The following is a 20378-nucleotide window of genomic DNA, read 5'->3' as shown; positions in this document are numbered from 1 at the left end:
CTGACTCGATCTTTGTCCAGTTCCGCTATCAAGATCGCGATTTGTGCACGCCTTCACAAGCGCCTACTCTGTGACTCCGAAGAGCCCCGCTACCACAGCCGGTCCATCCAGGCCACAGAGGGCTCACCGCAGGTTCGCCACCTTGTCGGCACGGAGTCAGATGAGTCAGCAGCGTCATGGAAACACGCCCGGGAAAACCGGTGCGGTGCCCGCCTTCCCGGATCTGCCGGAAGCGACGATCGCGCGGCTACCGGAGTATCTGCGTGCCCTGCACAACCTCGCCGAGACCGGCGCGGACACGGTCTCCAGCGAGGGCCTCGCGGCCGCGGCGGGCGTCAACTCGGCCAAGCTCCGCAAGGACCTCTCGCACCTCGGGTCGTACGGCACCCGCGGCGTCGGCTACGACGTCGCCCTGCTGATCGACCAGATCGAATACATCCTCGGCCTCGACCAGCGCCGCGCCGTCGCGCTGGTCGGCGTCGGTAACCTCGGGCACGCGCTGGCCGGCTACGACGGCTTCGCGAGCCGGGGCTTCCGCATCGTCGCGCTCTTCGACGCCGACCCCGAGCGCGTGGGCAAGCCGATCAACGGCCTCCTGGTGCGCCACATCGACGAGCTCGGCCGCGCCGTCGTCGAGGAGGGCATCACCATCGGGGTCATCGCGACCCCGGCCGGCGCCGCGCAGGGCGTCGCCGACGAGCTGGTGACCGCGGGGGTCACCAGCATCCTCAACTTCGCGCCGTGCGTGCTCTCCGTGCCCGCCGGCGTCGACGTCCGCAAGGTCGACCTCGCCATCGAGCTGCAGATCCTCTCGTTCCACGAGCACCGGAAGGCCTCGCTCACCGCCCTCCCCGGCGGACGGGCGGAACAGGCCGGCAACCAGGAGGCGGTCGGGTCGTGAATCTGCTCAGCGTCGGCGCGTCGTACCGGACCGCCGGGGTCGGCACTCTCGAGCGTCTCACCATCGCCGGATCCGACATTCCCGGCGTGCTCCAGAAGCTCGTCGCCCAGCCGTACGTCGGCGAGGCGGTCGTCCTCTCCACCTGCAACCGGGTCGAGGTGTACGCGGCCGTCACCGGCTTCCACGGCGGCCTCGGCGACGTCTGCGGGGTGCTCGCCGAGCAGTCCGGGATCGGCGCCAGCGAGCTCGCCGGCCACCTGTACGTGCACTACGACGAGGCGGCCGTGCGCCACTCGTTCCGGGTCTCGTCCGGCCTCGACTCGATGGTCGTGGGCGAGGCGCAGATCCTCGGCCAGCTGCGCGACGCCTACCACGCGGCCACCGAGGCCGACTCGGCCGGCCGCCTCCTGCACGAGCTGATGCAGCAGGCGCTGCGGGTCGGCAAGCGCGCGCACGCCGAGACCGGCATCGACCGCGCCGGGCAGAGCGTCGTCACCGCCGCCCTGGACGTCGCGGCCGGCGCGTTCGGCGGCGACCTGGGCGGCCGTCCGGGCCTGGTGATCGGCGCGGGGGCGATGGGCGCGCTCTCCGTGGCGACCCTCACCCGCACCGGCGTCGGGCCGCTGCGGATCACCAACCGAGGCGCGGCCCGCGCGGCCCGGCTCGCCGAGGCGTACGGCGCCACCGCCGTGGACTTCGCCGACCTCGACACCGCCCTGCGTGACGCCGACGTGGTGGTCTGCGCCACCGCCTCCACCGAGCCCGTGCTCACCGCCGACCGGCTGGCCGGCCGTGACCGCCCGCTCGTGGTGCTGGACCTCGCGGTGCCCCGGGACGTCGCCCCGGAGGTCGCCGAGCTGCCCCACGTGACGGTCGTCGACATCGACGGGCTCGCCGCGAGCCGCCGTACGCTCCCCGCCGCCGCCGAGACCGCCGCCGTCGAGCAGATCGTCACCGCCGAGGTCGAGCACTTCCTGGCCTGGCTGCGCGGCACCGAGATCGCCCCGACGGTCGCCGCCCTGCGTACCCGCGCCGACGAGGTGGTCGCGGCGGAGCTGCGCAAGCTCTCCTCGCGCCGGCCGGAATTCACGGAGGAGCAGCGGGCCGACGTTTCGCGTACCCTCCACCGGGTCGTGCAGCAGCTGCTGCACTCACCCACCGTCCGGGTTCGCCAACTTGCGGCCGAGCCCGGCGGCGACCAGTATGCGGCCCTGTTGCGGGAGCTCTTCGACCTCGACGTTCCGCACGCCACCCAGGCCGACGCCGTGCCCGAGATCGGAGGACAAGCGTGAGGACCCCGCTGCGCCTCGGCACCCGGGGCAGCGCACTGGCGCTCGCCCAGTCCCAGATGGTCGCCGACGAGCTGACCGCCCGCACCGGCGTGCCGGTCGAGCTGGTCCGCATCGTGACCGCCGGAGACCGCTCCGCCGCCCCGGTGGCCCAGCTCGGCGTCGGCGTGTTCGTGTCCGCCCTGCGGGACGCGCTGCTGGCCGACGAGATCGACTTCGCCGTGCACTCGTACAAGGACCTGCCCACCGCGCAGCACCCGAGCCTGCACATCGCCGCCGTGCCGCAGCGGGAGGACCCCCGCGACGTGCTGATCGCCCGCGACCAGCAGACCCTCGCGGAGCTCGCCCCGGGGACCACCATCGGCACGGGCGCGGTGCGCCGAATCGCGCAAATCCATGCTTTGGGCCTACAGTTGCAGGTCACGCCGATCCGCGGCAACATCGACAGCCGGATCGCACGGGTGCTCGGTCCCGGGGCCGACCTCGACGCGATCGTTCTGGCGCGGGCCGGCGTGGTGCGTCTCGGCCGGGCCGCCGAGATCACGGAAACGCTGGACCCGATGCTCATGCTGCCCGCCCCTGCCCAGGGTGCGCTGGCGGTGGAGTGCCGGTCCGGCAACGCAGACCTGGTCGAGCTGCTGGGGGCGCTCGATCATGCACCGTCCCGCGCCGCCGTCACGGCGGAACGGGCGTTGCTCGCCACGCTCGAGGCCGGATGCTCCGCCCCGGTCGCGGCACACGCCGAACTCGCCGAAGGCGAGGACGGCGACGAGATCTACCTGCGCGGTGCGGTGATCAGCCCGGACGGGGCCCGAGCTGTCCGGCTGTCGCGCACCGGAACGCCCGCCGACGCGGCGGAGATCGGCAAGGCGCTCGCCGCCGATCTCCTCGAAGCCGGCGCCGACACCCTGATGGGGAGCACAGAATGACCACCCGCACCGCCCGCAAGAGCGCCGGACGCATCGCGTTCGTCGGCGCCGGACCCGGCGACCCGGGGCTGCTGACGCGCCGGGCCCACGACACCCTCGCCGACGCCGACCAGGTCGTCTACGACCGTGGCGTCCCCGAGTCGCTGCTCGCGGCGATCCGGGCGGAGGCCAAGGACGACACCCAGTTCAGCCCGGCCGAGGGGGCTCCCGGCGACGTCGCCAAGGTGCTGCTCTCCGCCGCCAAGTCCGGCCTCTCCGCCGTGCACCTGGTGGCCGGCGACCCGTTCGGCCACGACTCCGTGGTGCGCGAGGTCCAGGCCGTGGCCCGCACCGCCGTGCACTTCGAGGTGGTGCCCGGCCTGGGCCAGGCCGAGGGCGTCGCCACGTACGCGGGTGTCCCGCTGCCCGGCGTCCGCACGGTGGCCGACATCGACGACGTGACGGCGGTCGACTTCGACGCGCTCGCCGCGGCGGCCCAGAAGGGCTCCTTCGCGGTGGCGGTGGACGCGGGCGACCTCGCCGCGGTCCGCGACGGCCTCCTCGCCTCGGGCGTCGAGCCGGGCACCGCCGTCGGCGTCACCGGCGACGGCACCGGCGAGACCCAGTACACGACCACGTCGACGGTCGACAGCTTCGTCGCGGCGGCGCTCGGCTTCACCGGGCGCGTGGTGCTCACGGTCGGTGCGGAGGTCGCCGAGCGCGACAAGCTGAGCTGGTGGGAGAACCGCCCGCTGTACGGCTGGAAGGTCCTCGTCCCGCGCACCAAGGAGCAGGCGGGCGCCATGAGTGCCCGGCTGCGGGCGTACGGGGCCATCCCGTGCGAGGTCCCCACGATCGCCGTCGAGCCCCCGCGCACCCCGGCGCAGATGGAGCGCGCGGTCAAGGGCCTGGTCGACGGCCGGTACGCCTGGGTCGTCTTCACCTCGGTCAACGCGGTCCGCGCGGTCTGGGAGAAGTTCGCGGAGCACGGCCTCGACGCCCGCCACTTCGGCGGCGTGAAGATCGCCTGCATCGGCGAGGCGACGGCCGACGCGGTCCGCGCGTTCGGCATCCAGCCGGAGCTGATCCCCGCCGGCGACCAGTCCAGCGAGGGCCTGCTGGCGGAATTCTCGCCGCACGACGAGATCCTCGACCCGGTCGGCCGGGTGCTGCTGCCGCGCGCCGACATCGCGACCGAGACGCTGGCCGCCGGCCTCATCGAGCGCGGCTGGGAGGTCGACGACGTGACGGCGTACCGCACGGTCCGCGCCGCCCCGCCGCCGGCCGACATCCGCGACGCGATCAAGTCGGGTGGCTTCGACGCCGTCCTGTTCACGTCGTCCTCCACGGTCCGCAACCTGGTGGGCATCGCGGGCAAGCCGCACGCCCGCACGGTGGTCGCGGTGATCGGCCCCAAGACGGCCGAGACCGCGACGGAGTTCGGCCTGCGGGTCGACGTCCAGCCGCAGCACGCCTCGGTGCCCGACCTGGTCGAGGCGCTCGCGTCCTACGCGGTCGAGCTCCGCGAGAAGCTGGCCGCGATGCCGGCCAAGCAGCGCCGGGGCTCGAAGGTGCAGGGACCGACGGCGCTGCGGTTCCGCTAGTCGTTCCATCCGGGCCGGGAGCATCGCTTCCGGCCCGGCACGTTTCCCGGATCCGTCAGCTCAGGGAGTCAGCATGGCGTACCCCGATGTCCGCCCCCGCCGGCTGCGGCGCACGACCGCCATGCGACGGCTGGTCGAGGAGACCCGCGTGTCCCCGGCCGAGCTGGTGTTGCCGCTCTTCGTCAAGGAGGGGCTGACCGAACCCCGGCCGATCTCCTCCCTCCCGGGCGTCGTGCAGCACTCCCGCGAATCGCTGCGCAAGGCCGCCCACGAGGCGGTCCGGGCCGGCGTCGGCGGGCTCATGCTCTTCGGCGTACCCACGAACGAGCACAAGGACGAGACCGGATCGGGCGGTCTCGACCCCGACGGCATCCTCAACGTCGCCCTCCGGGACGTCGTCGCCGAGGTGGGCGACTCCACGGTCGTCATGGGCGACCTGTGTCTCGACGAGTTCACCTCCCACGGCCACTGCGGCGTCCTCGCCGCCGACGGCACGGTCGACAACGACGCCACGCTGGCCCTCTACGCGCGGATGGGCGTCGCCCAGGCCGAGGCGGGAGCCCACGTGGTCGGACCGTCGGGCATGATGGACGGCCAGGTCGGCGTCATCCGCCGGGCCCTCGACGAGGCCGGCCACCAGGATGTCGCGGTCCTCGCCTACGCGGCGAAGTTCGCCGGCGCCTTCTACGGCCCCTTCCGCGAGGCCGTCGAGTCGACCCTCCAGGGCGACCGCCGCACCTACCAGCAGAGCCCCGGCAACCTCCGCGAGGCGCTGCGTGAGGTCGACCTCGACGTGGCCGAGGGCGCGGACATGATCATGATCAAGCCGGCCCTGCCCTACCTCGACGTGGTGGCCGCCGTCCGTGAGCGCGTGGACGTGCCGGTCGCCGCCTACCAGGTGTCGGGCGAGTTCGCGATGGTCGAGGCGGCAGCGGCCAACGGCTGGATCGACCGCCAGGGCGTGATGCTGGAGACGCTGACGTCGATCAAGCGGGCCGGCGCGCAGATCATCCTGACCTACTGGGCGACCGAGGCCGCGCGGCTCCTCCGCGACCGTTACTGACCTTCACCGGGCTTGTCTGGCTCATGCCGGAAACCTACTCCGGCGTGGGGCTCCGGCTTGAGTTATCCACAATGCGGGGTTGTCCACAGGGCTGCCCGTGCCGGTCGGCCGATTCCGGCATCCTGGCCGCGTGCTCAAAGGCGTACCGGAAAAGAGAAGCGCCGGGCCCGCGCGTGGCGGACCCGGCAGTTCGTCACTCGTCGTTTCGTCAGTCGTCGTTCTTGATGGTGCCCGTCGCCGACGGGTCGCCCCGGCGGAGATCGCCGATGCCCGTGACCGCGAGCGTGAAGGTCTCGTCCGGCTCCCTCAGGCGGTCACCGCGCACCTTCACGGCGAAGGTCACGCCGGTCTCGCCCGCGGGGATCGTCTTGCAGCTCAGGTAGGCGGCGAAGTCGACGACCGGCCAGGCCGACCCGGGCACCGCGGTGGCGCAGACGGTGAGCGGCCGGCTCAGCGGCCGCGACAACGTCACCGGGAAGGCGAGCGCGGTCGTGCCGCTGTCGCCCTCGGCCACGGAGGCGTCGGCCACGGTCAGCGCCGCCTTCGACGCGAAGCGGGCGACCTGCGGGTCGTGGTCGCTCGACCCCTTCGAGCCGTTGGCCTCGTCCGCCGCCGCCCAGTCCGCGTTGATGTGCGCGGCCCGCATCTCGATCAGATCGCCGTGCAGCGCGTCGTTCACGAAGAGGTTGTCCAGCGTCTGCGCCTGGCCGTCGAAGACGTAGGAGTAGGCCGAGGCGGGCGCCTCCGCCACCAGGTCGTCCCACAGGTTGTCCAGGCCGGCGTCGTAGAGCGGGCCCAACTGGTCGCCCGGCTTCGCCGGCACCGGCTCGTCCGGGCGCGGGAAGACGTTCAGGTCGCCGCCGTAGGCGATGCGCGCGTGCTCGTCGCCCCGTTCGATGGCCGTGGCGATCGCGGCGCCGTAGGCCGCCTGCTCCCGGCGCTGGCCCACCCGGCTGTCCGGGCCGGAGCTGAAGTGGTTGCTGACCGCCCACAGCTGGAAGTGCTCGCTCGCTCCGGGCGCGGCCTTCACGTCGAAGAGCGCCACCTGCGGTGCCCGGGTGTAGACGTTGGTGCCGTCGACGCCCGTGGACCTGTCGACGTCGGCCGGGAGGACGGCGTTCAGCGTCTTCGGGTTCGACACCTCGGTGTTGCCGGCCAGCGGGGCGCCGCGGTATTCCACCTGCGGGGCGGCGCCCAGGACCGGGTCGTCCGCCGCCGGCGTGGCCAGCGACAACCGGTCGGTGCGATACAGGAACGCCGCCGTGATGCCGCGGGCGTCCGCGCCGGAACGGTCGTATGCCGCCGCGTAATCGGGGCCGCCCGCCTTCTTGATCGTCAGCGCCAGATCCTGCAGGGTGTCCGGCCGACCATCGGCGTTGTTGGTGTCACCGCAGCTCAGAACGGCACCCGAGACGGTGCAGATGTCCTGGTCCTCGGCCTCCTGGGCGAGGATGACGTCCGGCGAGTGCATGCTGTTCACGACCTGGTCGGCCAGGTTCCCCAGCTTCTCGAGGTATTCGGCCTCGTTCGCCGGCACGTAGTCGAACGGCGGGCTGACCCCCGGGCATCCGCTGTTGCCGGTGAAGTCGCAGCCGTCGAACGGGTCGTCCCGGAAGTCGTAGAGGTTCTCCACGTTGTAGGTGGACACCGCGAACTCGGCACCACGCTTGGCGGGCTTCGGCGGGCTGTTCTTCGACGGGTCGGCTCCGGGGGTGAAGGCCGCCGTGGACGGCTGGATGCCGTACTTGTTGAACGCGTAGTAGAGGCCGCCGACCGCGTCCCCCGACAGCGTGTCGAAGGTCTTCGCCGGCGGGAGCAGCGTGCTGTTGTCGCCCGCGGTGGCCTTCACGCCCATCGGGCCGAGCAGCATCCGGTTGCCGTTCCCGTTGTCGAAACGCGCCGGGTCGTCGTCGAGCGGGTGGGCGTCGCGGAAGACGCGCCGTGCGTACGGGTCGGCCCGGTCCAGCAGCGGGTCCTCGGCGTCCACGACCCAGATCTCGGCATCGGCCGTGTCGCTGAAGACGTTGCGCCCGGACACCACGCCGGAACCCGAGCGAACCCGCAGCTGCATGCCCTCGTGCCGCTCCCAGAACAGGTCCGCGGCGGCGGCGTCGACCGGCGGCGTGGCGTCGTCGGTCTGCACCTCGCTCAGCGGCACCTCCGAAGCGAGCTTGGTGACGAGCGACGCGCTGGACAGCTGCGTCATGGAGAAGTATTCGGAGACCCGCGCCCTGACCACGATCTCGTCGCCCACGGTGGGCACGTAGCCGCCGATCAGCGAGGTGAAGGTACCCATGAAGACGAAGATGCCGTCGGAGCTCGCCGGGTCGCCGTCCTCGGTGCCCCTGCGGCTCTGGAGGAAGAAGCCGTTCTGGTCGGCGCCCGCGGAGGTGCGCGCGAGGGTGCGCTGTGTAACCACGCCGCGCACCTCGTAGAGGGTGCTGCTGGTGCCGTTGCCCGACGCGTTCGCGAGCGGCGAGCGGTGGGTGCGCGGCGACGACGTGGTGCTGCCCTGCACCGCGCCGACGGTCAACGGGTCGTCGGCCGCCCGGGCGACGCCGGGGATCAGCACGGTCGTCAGCAGGGGGACAGTCAGAAAGGGCACTATGCGTCGGTAGCGCACGAAGCCTCCACAACGGATCGGGACAGGGGGTACGCCGACCCTAAAGCCCCAGGTCAGTCCGCGGGTTCGAGTCTCTGTACCAGTTGCGCAACGTCGGCGCCGTATTCGTACCAGTCACGGTCGGACTGGAAGCCCAACTCGGCGTTAACCTTCAACATCGACTCGTTGTGCTGGGCGTTCCACGTCTGCACCTCGCGCAGGTCGGGCTCGGCCCGGCGCAGCTCGAAGAGCATCCGGGCCTTGATCGCCCGGTCGATCCCGTAACCGCGATGCTCCCGCACGACGATGGTGTCGTACTGGTCGGCGCGTTCCGGGTGCTGCGCCGGCACCACGACCTCGGTGAGCCCGGCGACCGCGCCCGTCGCCTCGTGGATGGCCAGCACGATGTAGGGCTTCAGCCCGCGGCGGTGCAGCGTGTCGAGGCTGTCCTGGAGGCGCTGTGGGTCGGACGAACTCGGGCGCAGATCCAGGTCGTTGTCGTCGCCGTCCTGGCCCTCGAGCTTGGCCAGCGCGTACGCCTCCAGCAGCTCCGCCGGCGGCCCGCCCGGATGGAACTCCACCGTGTAACCGGAGCTGATGCCGCTCGCCATCGTGCCGAGGGCGTTCCAGTCCACGCCGGAGAGGTTGAGCACGCTGCGGGTCTCCACGAATTCCCGTTCGAAGCCGAGCGACTCGTAGAAGGGAATGGCGGGAGTGTCGCCGATCGCCTCGACCCCTATCGACGAAAAACCCTCCAGATACGACCGGCGGGCGGCGACCGCGACGAGTTGCTGGCCCAGCCCGCGACGGCGCAGATCGGGATGCACCAGCACCTCGAGGACGCCGATGTCGCCGAGCAGGAGCAGGGTGACATGCCCGAAAACCGTGCCCTCGCCCTCCGGGAGCCGGTCGTCCTCGGCGACCCAGCTGATCCGGCGCTCACCCGGCATGGTCTCGGCCAGATAGTCCCTGACCTGCACCTCCAGCCACGGTGGATCGTCCGGGAGGTCCGCCGCCAGCACCTGGTTCAGCGTCTCCACGAGCGATCGGATCTCCGCGTCCGACGCGGACCGGGGATCCCATTCACGCACCCTCACGCGTACAGCTTGCCGGTATTCCGACCTGCTGGGAAGTGCCGGGTGGGCAAATGTACGCGCTTCGTCACTGTGGGTTGTTTATCAAGCTCGGCTGCGCACGCCGTATTCGTTGGCCGCCTCATAGACCTTCTGCGCGTACGGGCGTACGGCGTTGTAGGACAGAATGGCGTCCCACCAGGCGTCCGGCTTGGACAGGTCCCGCCCGCCCTTGCACAGGTAGAGGGCCGTGGCGAGGGACGCGTCGTCGATGTCGTTCGGGTCCGAGACGCTGTTGTTGTCGGCGTCCACCGCGTTGCCTGCGGAGATCTCATTCCAGGTCTGCGGAATGAACTGGAGCGGGCCCATCGCGCGGTCGAACCGGGTGTCCTTGTCGAGCAGGCCCTGGTCGGTGTCGGCGATGAGCTGCCGGCCGCCCTTGCCGTCGAGCGGCAACCCGAGAATGGGCGGCGACACCGAACCGTCCGCGCCGAGCACCGCGCCGTTCGCGCTGCCGTGCGACGACTCGACCTTCGCGATGGCGGCGATGGTGGTCCAGCTCAGGTGGCAGGACGGGGCCGTCCTGGCGACGACGAGTTCGGCGTAGCCGTACGCCTGGACGGCGACGACCGGGATGCCGACCCGGGTGCCGGTCTGCTGCGCCCACCCGGACAGGGCATCGGCGGGTCGTGCGCCGGGTGCGCCCGTGGGCGGCGCCGTGGGCAGGGCCCCGCCGACCGTCGGGGCGGAACTCGTGCCGGGCAGGCCGGGCAGGCTCGGCTGGCCGCCGCCCAGGCTCGGCACCGGAGCCGGCGGGGCCTGCGCGTCAGCCCCGAAATACGGGTTCGCGCTGGGGGTCGGCACGGCCTCGAGAGCCTGCGGCACGAGATAGGCGCCAGCCGTCCCGGCGGCGCCGAGGAGAAGCACGGCGACGATCGCGGGCAGGATGAAACGGCCGGTCGGGCGCTTGGCCCAGTCGGAGGTGCTGCGGGCGACGCGCACGGGATTGGCGGCGCGGAGGGCGCGGGTGGTGCGGCTGCGGGAGGCGAGGGCTGCTACCGCGTCCGAGGGGGCCGGTTCTTCCGGGTCCTTCGGGGTGGCCTTCTTGCCGTCGGCCTGCTTGTCGGCTTCGGGTTTGGCGTCGCCTGGCTTGTCCTTCTTGTCGGCCGCTGGCTCGCTCGGCTTGTCCGCGGCCGGCTTTTCCGCAGTCGGCTTATCTGCGGCCGGCTTGTCTGTGGGCGGCTTGGCTTCGGGGGTTTTTTCCTGGGGGGACTGCTCGCCGGCGGCCTTGGCTTCGGCCGCGGGGGGCTTGTCTTCGGGGGCCGCACCCGAGCTGCCGAGCGGCCCGCCGTGATGCGGTGCCGCCGGACGCTTCGAGGGTGTTTCCTGCCCGTCAACCACCCGCAAGAGACTACCGGGCGGGGGCCACCCCTGAAGCTATGCATCCCGGCCTATGCCACTTGTCCACAACTACGCGCCTGCGATGCAGCGGATCAACCCGCCGAGCCCATACCCTGTGCTGATGCCGCGATACGACTTCCGATGCCGCGCATGTGGCGACACGTTCGAGCTGAACCGCCCGATGGCCGAGTCCTCGGCCCCGGCGAGCTGTCCGCAGGGCCATCTGGACACGGTCAAGCTGCTGTCCACGGTCGCAGTGACCGGCCGGGGTGGCGGCCTGCCGTCGATGCCCTCGGCCGGTGGTGGTGGCGGCGGGGGCGGAGGCGGTTGTTGCGGCGGTGCGTGCGGCTGCTGACTCGGCGGCTCCTACGCGGTGATGTCGCCGGGAATCCTCGCGGTGGCCTCGACGGCTTCCTGCGGTGGCGTTGACGGCTTGCTTGCGGTGGCCTCGACGGCTTCCTCGCCGTGGCCTCGACGGCTTGCTTGCGGTGACCTCGATGGGTTTCTCGCGGTGGTGTCGACGGCTTTGTCGCCGTGCCTTGACGGTTCCGCGCGGTGACCTGGGCAGGTTCCGCTCGCGTCTCCGGGGTGAGGGCCGATCGCGAGGTGACTCTGCGTCGAACTTGCGGGTCCAGGGATTGTCCAGTGAGGGCGGTCTCTGGTCGTGTTCGGGCAATCACTTCGCGGAGTCGCACTTGTCGTTGCGCCGGGTGACTTCGGGCGGGCGGTCCGTGTGGTTCGGCGGAAATGACCTTTCATGGCGTGACTCGAACGTGAACCGCGTCGTTACGTCACGCGTAGTGCCCTGCGTAAACGTTGACTACTCGTCCGGGGGTCGCCCTTCCGGGGTCGGTCGTGGCGGGTGGACGGTTACCGACCGTTTCTACGATGTGCCGCGGGAATGCGGTGCGGCACCATGGAGCGCGACTTCCCAAGGGGGCGGAGGTTCTTACCGTGTCGGGACGGACCGAGCTGCCCAGTGGGCTGGTGACCTTCATGTTCACCGACATCGAAGGCTCCACGCGGCTGGCCCAGCTGCTGGGTGAGAACTACGGCAGCGTGCTGAATGCTCATCGCGCTGTGGTTCGGCGTGCGCTGCGTAATCACTCCGGGGTAGAGCTTTTCACCGAGGGTGACTCCTTCTTCGTGGCGTTCGGGGACGCGGCCTCGGCCGTGGCGGCCTGCGTGGCGTCGCAGCGGGCGCTGGCGGACTACCCGTGGCCGAGCCCCGAGGTGGCGCCGCGCGTGCGGATGGGCCTCCACACCGGATGGGCCAGGCCGGTGGCCGGCGAATACACGAGCGCGGAGGTCCACCGCGCCGCCCGGGTCGCGTCCGCCGCGCACGGTGGACAGATCCTCTGCTCGGAGGCGACCGCCCTCGCCGCCACGACCCGGTCGTCCGCCACCCGACCCGTTTCTGCGCCCTCCGTCACGGACCTCTCCGCCACCCGACCCGTTACTGCGCCCCCCGCCACGGGGCCCTCTGCCACGGGGCCCTCTGCCACGGGGCCCTCTGCCACGGGGCCCTCTGCCACGGGGCCCTCTGCCACGGGTTCGTTTGCCACGGGGCACTCGGCCACGGAGCCCTTCGCCGCGGGGCGCTCCCCGGCGAGGCAGTCCGCGGCGGGGCACTCCGCCATGGGGCACTCTGCGGCGGCGCCCTCTATGACGGCGCCTTTCGCGGCGACGCCCGCCGCCGGGGACTTCTCGGGCGGGGCGCGGTCGTCCGGGACGGCGCGGTCCGCCGGGGGGCGGCGCCGGGCCGGTGGGGGCGGGCGTGGCGGGTTCGGGGTGGACGCGCCCACCGAGGCGATGGAGACGGTTGCCGGCGCCCGCGGCAGGGAGGGTGCCGGCGGCAGGGAGGGCGCCGGGAGCATGGACGGTGCCGGGAGCAGGGAGGGCGCTGGCGGCAGGGCCGGTGCCGGCGGCAGGGACGGTGTCGGGGGGAGGGACATGGGCTCCGCGTTCGTGTCCCGGGTGCAGAGCACGTTACGGAGCGAAGCCGCACGCTCCCACGGAGCGTCCACCAACGAGGCGTCACGGCGGGTGGGTGCCGGGCAGATGCCGCGGGACATGCCTTCCGACACGTGGGTCTTCGAGCTGCCGCGTACGGCCTCGAGGCGGGGCACCCTGGTGGCCGAGGCGCCGCGGTTCGTGCTGACGTCCGCTTCGGCCGATGACACGGCGGTCGACCTGCTGGATCTCGGGCTGCATCGGCTCCGGGGCTTCGACGACGCCGAGCGGCTGTTCCAGATCGTCGCGCCGGGGCTGGAGCGGAGTTTCCCGCACCCGCGTACGGCGGCGGCGCCCATGCACAATCTGCCGGCTCCGGTCACGTCCTTCGTGGGGCGGCTCGCCGAGGTGTCCGAGCTGCGGGGACTCGTCGGGCACAACCGCATCCTCACGGTGGCCGGCCCGGGCGGATCCGGCAAGACGCGGGTGGCTCATGTCGTGGCTGAGCAGGTGCTTCCGGCGTACCCGCAAGGGGTCTGGGTCGTCGATCTTGCGGAGGGCCGGCCCGAGGTGGCGCTGGCCGCCGCGATGGGTGTGCGGCCCGAGCCGGCCCGGCCGTTGATCGACTCCATCGTCGAGCGGTGCCGGAAGGGGCGGATGCTGCTCCTGCTCGACACGTGCGACGCGCTCCCGGTCGAGGTTCGGAAGTTCGTGCGGCGGTTGCTGTCCGCGTGCCCGCGGCTCGACGTGCTGGCCACGTCGCGGGCGCCGCTCGGGGTGCCGGGCGAGGTGGTGTGGCGGCTGCCGGCGATGGCGCCCGCGGATGCCTACTCGCTGCTCGCCGACCGGGTGGCGGCGGCGCGGGGTGGCCGGCCCCCGCGGGACGGTGAGGCGGCCGATCTGGGCCGGGTGGCGTCGAAGCTGGACGGTCATCCGCTCGCCATCGAGCTTGCGGCCGACCGGTTGCGGCTGCTCTCGGCGGCGCAGCTCGCGGCCAGGCTCGACGACCCGATCGCCGCCCTGGACGCCGGCCGCGAACCCGTCCGCCCGCCCGAGCCCGCCGTCCGCCCTCCGTCCGGCCCGTTCGACCCCGTCCGCCCTGCGTCGGGCCCGTTCGACGCCGTCCGCCCTCTGTCGGGCGCGGGCGGTGCTCCCGCTGGGCGGCCCGGTGCGGCGGCGAGCCCTTTCGACGACGGTCGTCCCGGCGCCGGGCGCGGCGGGGCGCATTCGCTGGAGGCCCTGGCCGGTGGCGGTTGGGATCGGCATCACAGCCTGACCCGCAACCTCGACTGGTCCTACCGTGGCCTGAGTGAGCACGCCGCGGCGCTGCTGCGCCGGCTTGCCGTCTTTGCCGGGCCGGTCGAGCTCGCCGCCGTCGAATGGTGCGGCGGCGACGCCTTCGGCGCGCTCACCGAGCTGGCCGACCGGTCGCTCGTCGAGGTCGTGTCCGGGCCGCGGTACCGGATGTCCGAGCAGGTCCGGGCGTACGCGACCCGCCGGCTGCTCGCGGCGGGGGAGGAACAGGCGGCCCGGGACAGCCACGTCGACTGGTCGCTGCACACCCTGGACGGGGTCGTGGTGGACACCGACGGTCAGCCTCGGACGGTGTCGCTCACGGAGCTCTCGCCGTACGTGAAGGAGTGGGAGACCGCCCTCCGCTGGTGCGTGACGGGCGGCGATCCGCGCGCCGGCCTGCGGCTGGTGGGTGCGCTGGACCCGTGGTGGCGGGAGCACAGCGGCGCGCGGCAGGGCCGTGACCTGCTGTACCGGCTCTACGGCCGGCTCGACGGGCTGCCGGTGGCCAACGCCGAGATGGCCTCCGCCTATCTCGTGCACGCCGGGCTGTGCCCCGATCGCGACGAGCGGGAACGGTTCCTGGACCGGGCCGAGGCCGCCGCGCGTGCCGCCGGGGATTCCGCGATGGTGGTGCGCGCGCTCGCCGGTCACCGCGTCTCGCTCATCGAGGCCGGGCGCACCGCCGAGGCCGAGCAGGTGTGCCGGGAGGTCATCGCCGCGGCCGACCGTACCGGGGCGCCGACCGCCGCGCTGCCGACGATCATCGCGCTGGCCGAGCTGCTGTGGCGCCGGGACGCCCTGGACGAGGCCGCGGAGCTGCTCGGCGGGGCCCGGCTGGTCGAGGCGGGGCGGCCGGAGGACCGGGGTCGCCGTACGGTGGACTGGTTGCTCGGGATGGTCGCCCTGCGCCGCGGTGACCTGGTCGCCGCGCACGACCATCTCGTGGTCGCCCTGCGGTCCCGGCTGCGGCACGGTTTCCGGGGGGCCGCGGCCGACGCCGTCGCGGCCATCGCGGTGCGGTGCGCGCTCGGCGACGATCCGGGTACGGCGGCGATGCTGTTCGGCGGCGCCGAGTCGGTCCAGGGCGCCCGGCGCGCGACCCAGTTCGGCGCGTTCTGGGCGGCGCAGCAGGCGATGTTGCGGCGGCGGCTGGGGGATACGGCCTTCGACGCGGCGTATGCGAGGGGCGCCGAGATGGGCTTCAGCCGGGCGGTGGCGGCGGCGCTGGCGGTCGAGCACCCCGACCTGGAGTTCGGCTCGGCGAGATTCGCCCACACCCTGGCCTGAGACCGGCGCGACGCCGGCGCCCGACCCCCGGCCCCGGGCGTGGCGCGGCTTGACGCTGGCCCCGGGCGCGGCGCGGCGCGGCGCTGGCCCCGGGCGCGGCGCCGGCCCCGAGCATGGAGCTGGAACCCGAGCATGGAGCTGGAACCCGAGCATGGAGCTGGAACCCGAGCATGGAGCTGGAACCCGAGCATGGAGCTGGAACCCGAGCACGGAGCTGGTCCCGAGCACGGAGTTGGTCCCGGCAGGGCGCCGGGACCAGCGAGGTCCGGTCTAGGGCAGGAGCGTGCCCGCCCGGCCCACGTCCGACGGGTTCACCGCCTCCAGCGACCCGAAGATGCTTACCGCCTGGTAGTACGTCCACGCGAGGCTGTAGCAGGCCGGCTGCGTGATCGTGCTGTACGTCGCGCACTTGCGCTTGAGGTCCGCGTAGAACATGGAGTCGAGCCGGGACTTGTTCGCCGAGAAGGTGCCCAGGTCCTTGTAGTTGCGGTAGCCGAAGTCGTGGTGCCAGCAGGACAGGGTGAAGTCGAAGCCGAGCGGGTTGTCCGGGCTCGACGAGCAGTAGTCGGTCGACCAGTCGAAGTCGTACGAAGCCCAGGGTTCGCGGTCGAGGCGGGCCGTGTTCCAGGCGTTCGTGCTGGCCACGGTGGTCTGCGTCCAGCTCGACAGGACCTCGGCCTTGGTCGCCGCGGCGTTGGCGGCGACCGGGGGTGCGAGCAGGGCGGCGGTGGCGGTGAGGACGACGAGGGTACGGCGGAGCATCCGGTGCATCGAGACCTCCAGCGGTGGGGCCCCTCGTGGGGGCCGCTGCGCGTCAGTCTTGAATCGACAGATGTATTCATACAAGCGGATCAATGGAGTTTTCCTTAACGACGCCTCAACTTACCCGTGGGTATTCCGCGGCCGGGCCTTCCCGTGATGTCCTGGAAAATGGCGTGGGATCAGGCCGCTATGGTGTGAACGTGCAGGCGGACGTTCAGTGATCCATCTACCGCTGGTCCGGCAGGGGCCGCTGCGGGCGCTCGCCGTGCGGGTCGTCGCCGCGGTGGTCCTCGTGCTGCTCACCGTGTCGGTGATCTACGCCGACCGGGACGGCTACCGGGACCTCAACGAGGACGGCCTCACCCTGCTCGACTGCTTCTACTACGCGGTCGTGTCGCTCTCGACCACCGGCTACGGCGACATCACCCCGGTGACCTCGCAGGCCCGCCTGGTCAACATCGTGTTCATCACGCCGGCGCGCGTGCTCTTCCTGATCATCCTGGTCGGCACGACCCTCGAGGTGCTGACCGACCAGTACCGGAACAGCCTGCGGGTGAACCGGTGGAGGCGAAAGTTGAAAGACCACATCATCGTCTGCGGCTACGGCACCAAGGGCCGCGCGGCGATCAGCGCCCTGCTCGAGACCGGCTACGACAAGTCGCGCATCATCGTCGTGGAGAACCGCGAGATCGCGCTCCGGCAGGCCACGGCCAACGGGCTGGTCACGATCGAGGGCAACGCCACCCGTTCGTCCGTCCTGCTGGAAGCCGACGTCAAGAACTGCAAGGCCGTCATCATCGCCACCGACAGCGATGAGGCGTCGGTGCTCATCACCCTGACCGTGCGGCAGTTGACCGCCGGCCAGGTGCGCATCATCGCGGCGGTCCGGGAACAGGAGAACGCCGCCCTGCTGAAGCAGAGCGGCGCCCACCACGTCATCGTGTCCTCGTCGACCGCGGGCCGGCTGCTCGGCCTGACCACCACCACGCCCCCGCTCATCGACGTGGTCGAGGACCTGCTCACGCCGGGGCAGGGCATGGCGCTGGCGATGCGCTCGGCCGAACGCAGCGAGGTCGGCAGCAACCCGCGCGAGCTCCAGACGCTGGTGGTGGCCCTGATCCGGCGCGGCAAGGTGGTCGCGCTGGGCGGGGAGCATGCCGAGACGATCGAGACCGGCGACATGCTCATCTACATCCGCGACGAGGAGAAGAGCCTCCCCGTTACATGATCGTCCAGGTGTCCCCGGCGCTGAGCAGGTCGCCGAGCATCTCCTCCGGAGTGCCGGTGGACTGGGCCCGGGCGTCCTGCAGCTGCTTCTGCACCAGCTCGTCGTAGGACGGCCGCCGGACGTTGCGGAAGACCCCGATCGGCGTCGTGTTGAGGTCCGACCCCGAGAGACGGGACAGGGCGAAGGCGTACGCCGGGTCGTCGACGGTCGCGTCGTGCACCAGCGGGGTGCCGCCCTCCTGCACCTGAAGGCCGAAGCTGCCCTCGGGGTGCACGACGGAGAAGCGGTTGTCCGTACCGAAGGTGATCGGCTGGCCCTGCTCCAGGCGGATGAGGTGCTCGTCGCGGGTGGACGCGTCCTTGATCAGCTCGAAGGCGCCGTCGTTGAAGATGTTGCAGTTCTGGTAGATCTCCACGAACGCCGAGCCCTCGTGCTCCGCCGCGGCGCGCAGCACCGACTGGAGGTGCTTGCGGTCCGAGTCGATGGTCCGCGCCACGAAGGTGGCCTCGGCGCCCAGCGCCAGCGACAGCGGGTTGAACGGGGCGTCGTTCGAGCCCACCGGGGTCGACTTGGTGATCTTGCCGAGCTCGGAGGTCGGGCTGTACTGGCCCTTGGTCAGCCCGTAGATCCGGTTGTTGAAGAGCAGGATCTTGAGGTTGACGTTGCGGCGCAGCGCGTGGATCAGGTGGTTGCCGCCGATCGAGAGCGCGTCGCCGTCACCCGTGACGACCCACACCGAGAGGTCGGGACGGGACGCGGACAGGCCGGTCGCGATCGCCGGGGCGCGGCCGTGGATCGAGTGCATACCGTACGTGTTCATGTAGTACGGGAAGCGCGACGAGCACCCGATGCCGGAGACGAACACGATGTTCTCGCGCGGGATGCCGAGCTCGGGCATGAAGCCCTGCACGGCCGCGAGGATCGCGTAGTCGCCGCAGCCCGGGCACCAGCGGACCTCCTGGTCCGACTTGAAGTCCTTGGCGGTCAGGTTGACCGGTGTCAGCGGAATAGTCGGGCTAGCCATTCTTGACCACGTCCTCGAGCATGTTCTCCAGCGTGGCGGCCGTGAACGGCAGGCCGCTGACCTGGTTGAAGGGAACGGCGTCGACCAGGTACTTCGCGCGGATCACGTGGGCCAGCTGGCCCAGGTTCATCTCCGGCACGATCACCTTGTCGTACGCCTTGAGCACCTCACCGAGATTGGCCGGCAGCGGCGCCAGGTGCCGCAGGTGCGCCTGGGCGATCGGCAGGCCGCGCTGGCGCAGGGCCCGGCAGGCGGCACCGATCGGCCCGTACGTCGAGCCCCATCCGAGCACGAGCACGCGCGCGTTCTCGTCCGGGTCCTCGACCTCGACGTCGGGAACGGGGATCTGCTCGATCCGCGCCGCCCGGGTGCGGACCATGAACTCGTGGTTGGCCGGGTCGTACGAGATGTCGCCGGTCTTGTCGGCCTTCTCCAGGCCGCCGATCCGGTGCTCGAGGCCGGGCGTGCCGGGGATCGCCCACGGCCGGGCCATCGTCTGCGGATCCCGCAGGTACGGCAGGAAGCGCCCGTCCTCGCCGTTCGGCTCGGCGGCGAAGCTGACCTGTAGATCCGGCAGCTCCGAGACCTCGGGCAGCAGCCACGGCTCGGAGCCGTTGGCCACGTAGTTGTCCGAGAGCAGGATCACCGGCGTGCGGTAGGTCAGCGCGATCCGCGCCGCCTCGATCGCGGCGTGGAAGCAGTCCGACGGCGACTTCGGCGCGATCACGGCCAGCGGCGCCTCGCCGTGGCGGCCGTACAGGGCCATGTTGAGGTCGGCCTGCTCGGTCTTGGTCGGCATGCCCGTCGACGGCCCGGCCCGCTGCACGTCGACGATGACCAGCGGCAGCTCCAGCGCGATGGCCAGGGAGATGGTCTCGCCCTTGAGGGCCACGCCCGGTCCCGAGGTGGTGGTGACGCCGAGCGCGCCGCCGTACGAGGCGCCGAGGGCGGCACCGATGGCGGCGATCTCGTCCTCGGCCTGCATGGTGGTGATGCCGAACCGCTTGTGCTTGCTCAGCTCGTGCAGGATGTCCGAGGCGGGGGTGATCGGATAGGCGCCCAGGAACACCGGCAGCTTCGCGCGCACACCGGCGGCCACCAGCCCGAGGGCCAGCGCGGCGTTGCCGGTGATGTTCCGGTAGGTGCCCGCGGCCATCTTCGCCGGCTTCACCTCGTACCGGACGGAGAAGGTCTCGGTCGTCTCGCCGAAGTTCCACCCCGCCTGGAAGGCGGCCTTGTTGGCCGCCACCAGCTCGGGCCGCTTCGCGAACTTGCGTTCGAGGAAGCGCAGCGTCGACTCGAACGGCCGCGAATACATCCAGCTCAGCAGGCCGAGGGCGAACATGTTCTTGGCCCGCTCGGCGTCCTTCTTCGGTACGCCGGAACCCGCGAGCGCCGCCACCGTCATCGAGGTCAGCGCGACCGGGTGCACCGACCACTCGGACAGCGAGCCGTCCTCGAGCGGGCTCACCGCATAGCCGACCTTGGCGAGGTTGCGCTTGGAGAACTCGTCGGTGTTGACGATGATGTCGGCGCCCGCCGGCAGATCGACGAGGTTGGCCTTCAGCGCGGCCGGGTTCATCGCCACCAGCACGTTCGGGGCATCGCCCGGGGTGAGGATGTCGTAGTCGGCGAAGTGCACCTGGAAGCTCGACACGCCGGGCAGGGTGCCCGCGGGCGCGCGGATCTCCGCCGGGAAGTTCGGCAGCGTCGAGATGTCGTTGCCGAGCTGGGCGGTCTCCGAGGTGAACCGATCGCCGGTGAGCTGCATGCCGTCACCGGAGTCACCGGCGAACCGGATGACCACGCGATCGAGCTGCTCGACACGCTTCGCGAGAGCGGCCACTTTCCAACCTCCTGAGGCAGCCGGCCGGCGGGTACGCACGTCGATGAGCCGGCCCGCAATAGTCACTTCCAGCCTACGTCGGCACCCCTTACCGCTGCCGGTAAGGGTTCCTGTCCGATGACGGACCGACGACCACAGTAG

General features: G+C 71.7%; 13 protein-coding genes and 2 pseudogenes. 9 read left to right on the top strand and 6 right to left on the bottom strand.

What is annotated here, in order from left to right; all coding sequences use genetic code 11:
- Window positions 1–160: 160 nt before the first annotated feature.
- The 5 genes from CLV70_RS19365 (at window position 161) to hemB (ending at window position 5765) form a co-directional block, all read left to right on the top strand.
- Entirely contained in the window at window positions 161–901 is a 741-nt protein-coding gene (locus CLV70_RS19365) for a redox-sensing transcriptional repressor Rex (RefSeq protein WP_106127915.1), read from the top strand.
- Window positions 898–2193 (top strand): glutamyl-tRNA reductase, encoded by a 1296-nt coding sequence (locus tag CLV70_RS19360; RefSeq protein ID WP_106127914.1) that lies wholly within the window; start codon window positions 898–900, stop codon window positions 2191–2193. Before CLV70_RS19365 ends, CLV70_RS19360 begins: the two co-directional genes overlap by 4 nt.
- A complete protein-coding gene (hemC, locus tag CLV70_RS19355; protein WP_106127913.1) occupies window positions 2190–3119 on the top strand; it encodes a hydroxymethylbilane synthase in 930 nt (309 codons plus the stop codon). Before CLV70_RS19360 ends, hemC begins: the two co-directional genes overlap by 4 nt.
- Complete coding sequence (locus CLV70_RS19350; protein WP_106127912.1) at window positions 3116–4702, top strand: bifunctional uroporphyrinogen-III C-methyltransferase/uroporphyrinogen-III synthase; 1587 nt, start codon at window positions 3116–3118, stop codon at window positions 4700–4702. Before hemC ends, CLV70_RS19350 begins: the two co-directional genes overlap by 4 nt.
- Before the next feature lie 73 nt (window positions 4703–4775).
- Window positions 4776–5765 (top strand): porphobilinogen synthase, encoded by a 990-nt coding sequence (gene hemB / locus CLV70_RS19345; protein ID WP_106127911.1) that lies wholly within the window; start codon window positions 4776–4778, stop codon window positions 5763–5765.
- Window positions 5766–5973: 208 nt separating this feature from the next.
- Here hemB and CLV70_RS19340 read toward each other — a convergent pair.
- The 3 genes and pseudogenes from CLV70_RS19340 to CLV70_RS19330 all read right to left on the bottom strand — a co-directional run.
- Window positions 5974–8298 (bottom strand): annotated as a pseudogene (locus CLV70_RS19340) (lamin tail domain-containing protein); the annotation flags it as partial.
- A gap of 143 nt (window positions 8299–8441) precedes the next feature.
- Window positions 8442–9464, bottom strand: coding sequence for a GNAT family N-acetyltransferase (locus CLV70_RS19335; RefSeq protein WP_106127910.1), 1023 nt, complete (start codon window positions 9462–9464; stop codon window positions 8442–8444).
- 81 nt (window positions 9465–9545) lie between these two features.
- The gene (locus CLV70_RS19330; RefSeq protein WP_106127909.1) at window positions 9546–10841 is read right to left on the bottom strand and encodes a lysozyme family protein; all 1296 of its coding nucleotides are present in this window, start codon (window positions 10839–10841) and stop codon (window positions 9546–9548) included.
- Window positions 10842–10962: 121 nt separating this feature from the next.
- Here CLV70_RS19330 and CLV70_RS19325 point away from each other — a divergent pair, with 121 nt between their 5' ends.
- The 3 genes and pseudogenes from CLV70_RS19325 (at window position 10963) to CLV70_RS41105 (ending at window position 15377) form a co-directional block, all read left to right on the top strand.
- Window positions 10963–11196, top strand: coding sequence for an FmdB family zinc ribbon protein (locus CLV70_RS19325; RefSeq protein ID WP_106127966.1), 234 nt, complete (start codon window positions 10963–10965; stop codon window positions 11194–11196).
- A 599-nt stretch (window positions 11197–11795) separates the two neighbouring features.
- Window positions 11796–12227, top strand: a pseudogene (locus tag CLV70_RS19320) (adenylate/guanylate cyclase domain-containing protein); the annotation flags it as partial.
- 687 nt (window positions 12228–12914) lie between these two features.
- Window positions 12915–15377 (top strand): ATP-binding protein, encoded by a 2463-nt coding sequence (locus CLV70_RS41105; protein WP_245908329.1) that lies wholly within the window; start codon window positions 12915–12917, stop codon window positions 15375–15377.
- Between the two features lie 270 nt (window positions 15378–15647).
- Here CLV70_RS41105 and CLV70_RS19310 read toward each other — a convergent pair whose 3' ends face one another.
- Entirely contained in the window at window positions 15648–16139 is a 492-nt protein-coding gene (locus CLV70_RS19310) for a phospholipase (protein WP_106127908.1), read from the bottom strand.
- A gap of 217 nt (window positions 16140–16356) precedes the next feature.
- Between CLV70_RS19310 and CLV70_RS19305 the strand changes: the two genes are divergently transcribed.
- The gene (locus CLV70_RS19305) at window positions 16357–17367 is read left to right on the top strand and encodes a potassium channel family protein (RefSeq protein ID WP_106127907.1); all 1011 of its coding nucleotides are present in this window, start codon (window positions 16357–16359) and stop codon (window positions 17365–17367) included.
- On the opposite strand, the gene CLV70_RS19300 is transcribed toward CLV70_RS19305, so the two are convergent.
- On the bottom strand, window positions 17360–18391 hold the full coding sequence (locus CLV70_RS19300; protein WP_106127906.1) for a 2-oxoacid:ferredoxin oxidoreductase subunit beta: 1032 nt from the start codon (window positions 18389–18391) through the stop codon (window positions 17360–17362). The genes CLV70_RS19305 and CLV70_RS19300 overlap by 8 nt on opposite strands.
- A complete protein-coding gene (locus CLV70_RS19295) occupies window positions 18384–20237 on the bottom strand; it encodes a 2-oxoacid:acceptor oxidoreductase subunit alpha (RefSeq protein WP_106127905.1) in 1854 nt (617 codons plus the stop codon). Before CLV70_RS19295 ends, CLV70_RS19300 begins: the two co-directional genes overlap by 8 nt.
- Window positions 20238–20378 lie beyond the last annotated feature (141 nt).

It is taken from the genome of Pseudosporangium ferrugineum, from assembly GCF_003002065.1.
GTDB classification, from domain to species: domain Bacteria; phylum Actinomycetota; class Actinomycetes; order Mycobacteriales; family Micromonosporaceae; genus Actinoplanes; species Actinoplanes ferrugineus_A.
The sequence above is the reverse complement of the archived record's forward strand: the minus strand, read 5'-3'. Positions and strand labels throughout refer to the sequence as shown.

Bases quoted from the DNA above. Each gene is read 5' to 3' on its own strand.
- hemB (WP_106127911.1), top strand. From the start codon at position 4,776: ATGGCGTACCCCGATGTCCGCCCCCGCCGGCTGCGGCGCACGACCGCC.
- CLV70_RS19350 (WP_106127912.1), top strand. From the start codon at position 3,116: ATGACCACCCGCACCGCCCGCAAGAGCGCCGGACGCATCGCGTTCGTC.
- CLV70_RS19300 (WP_106127906.1), bottom strand. From the start codon at position 18,391: ATGGCTAGCCCGACTATTCCGCTGACACCGGTCAACCTGACCGCCAAG.
- CLV70_RS19365 (WP_106127915.1), top strand. From the start codon at position 161: ATGAGTCAGCAGCGTCATGGAAACACGCCCGGGAAAACCGGTGCGGTG.
- CLV70_RS19325 (WP_106127966.1), top strand. From the start codon at position 10,963: ATGCCGCGATACGACTTCCGATGCCGCGCATGTGGCGACACGTTCGAG.
- CLV70_RS19310 (WP_106127908.1), bottom strand. From the start codon at position 16,139: ATGCTCCGCCGTACCCTCGTCGTCCTCACCGCCACCGCCGCCCTGCTC.
- CLV70_RS41105 (WP_245908329.1), top strand. From the start codon at position 12,915: ATGCCTTCCGACACGTGGGTCTTCGAGCTGCCGCGTACGGCCTCGAGG.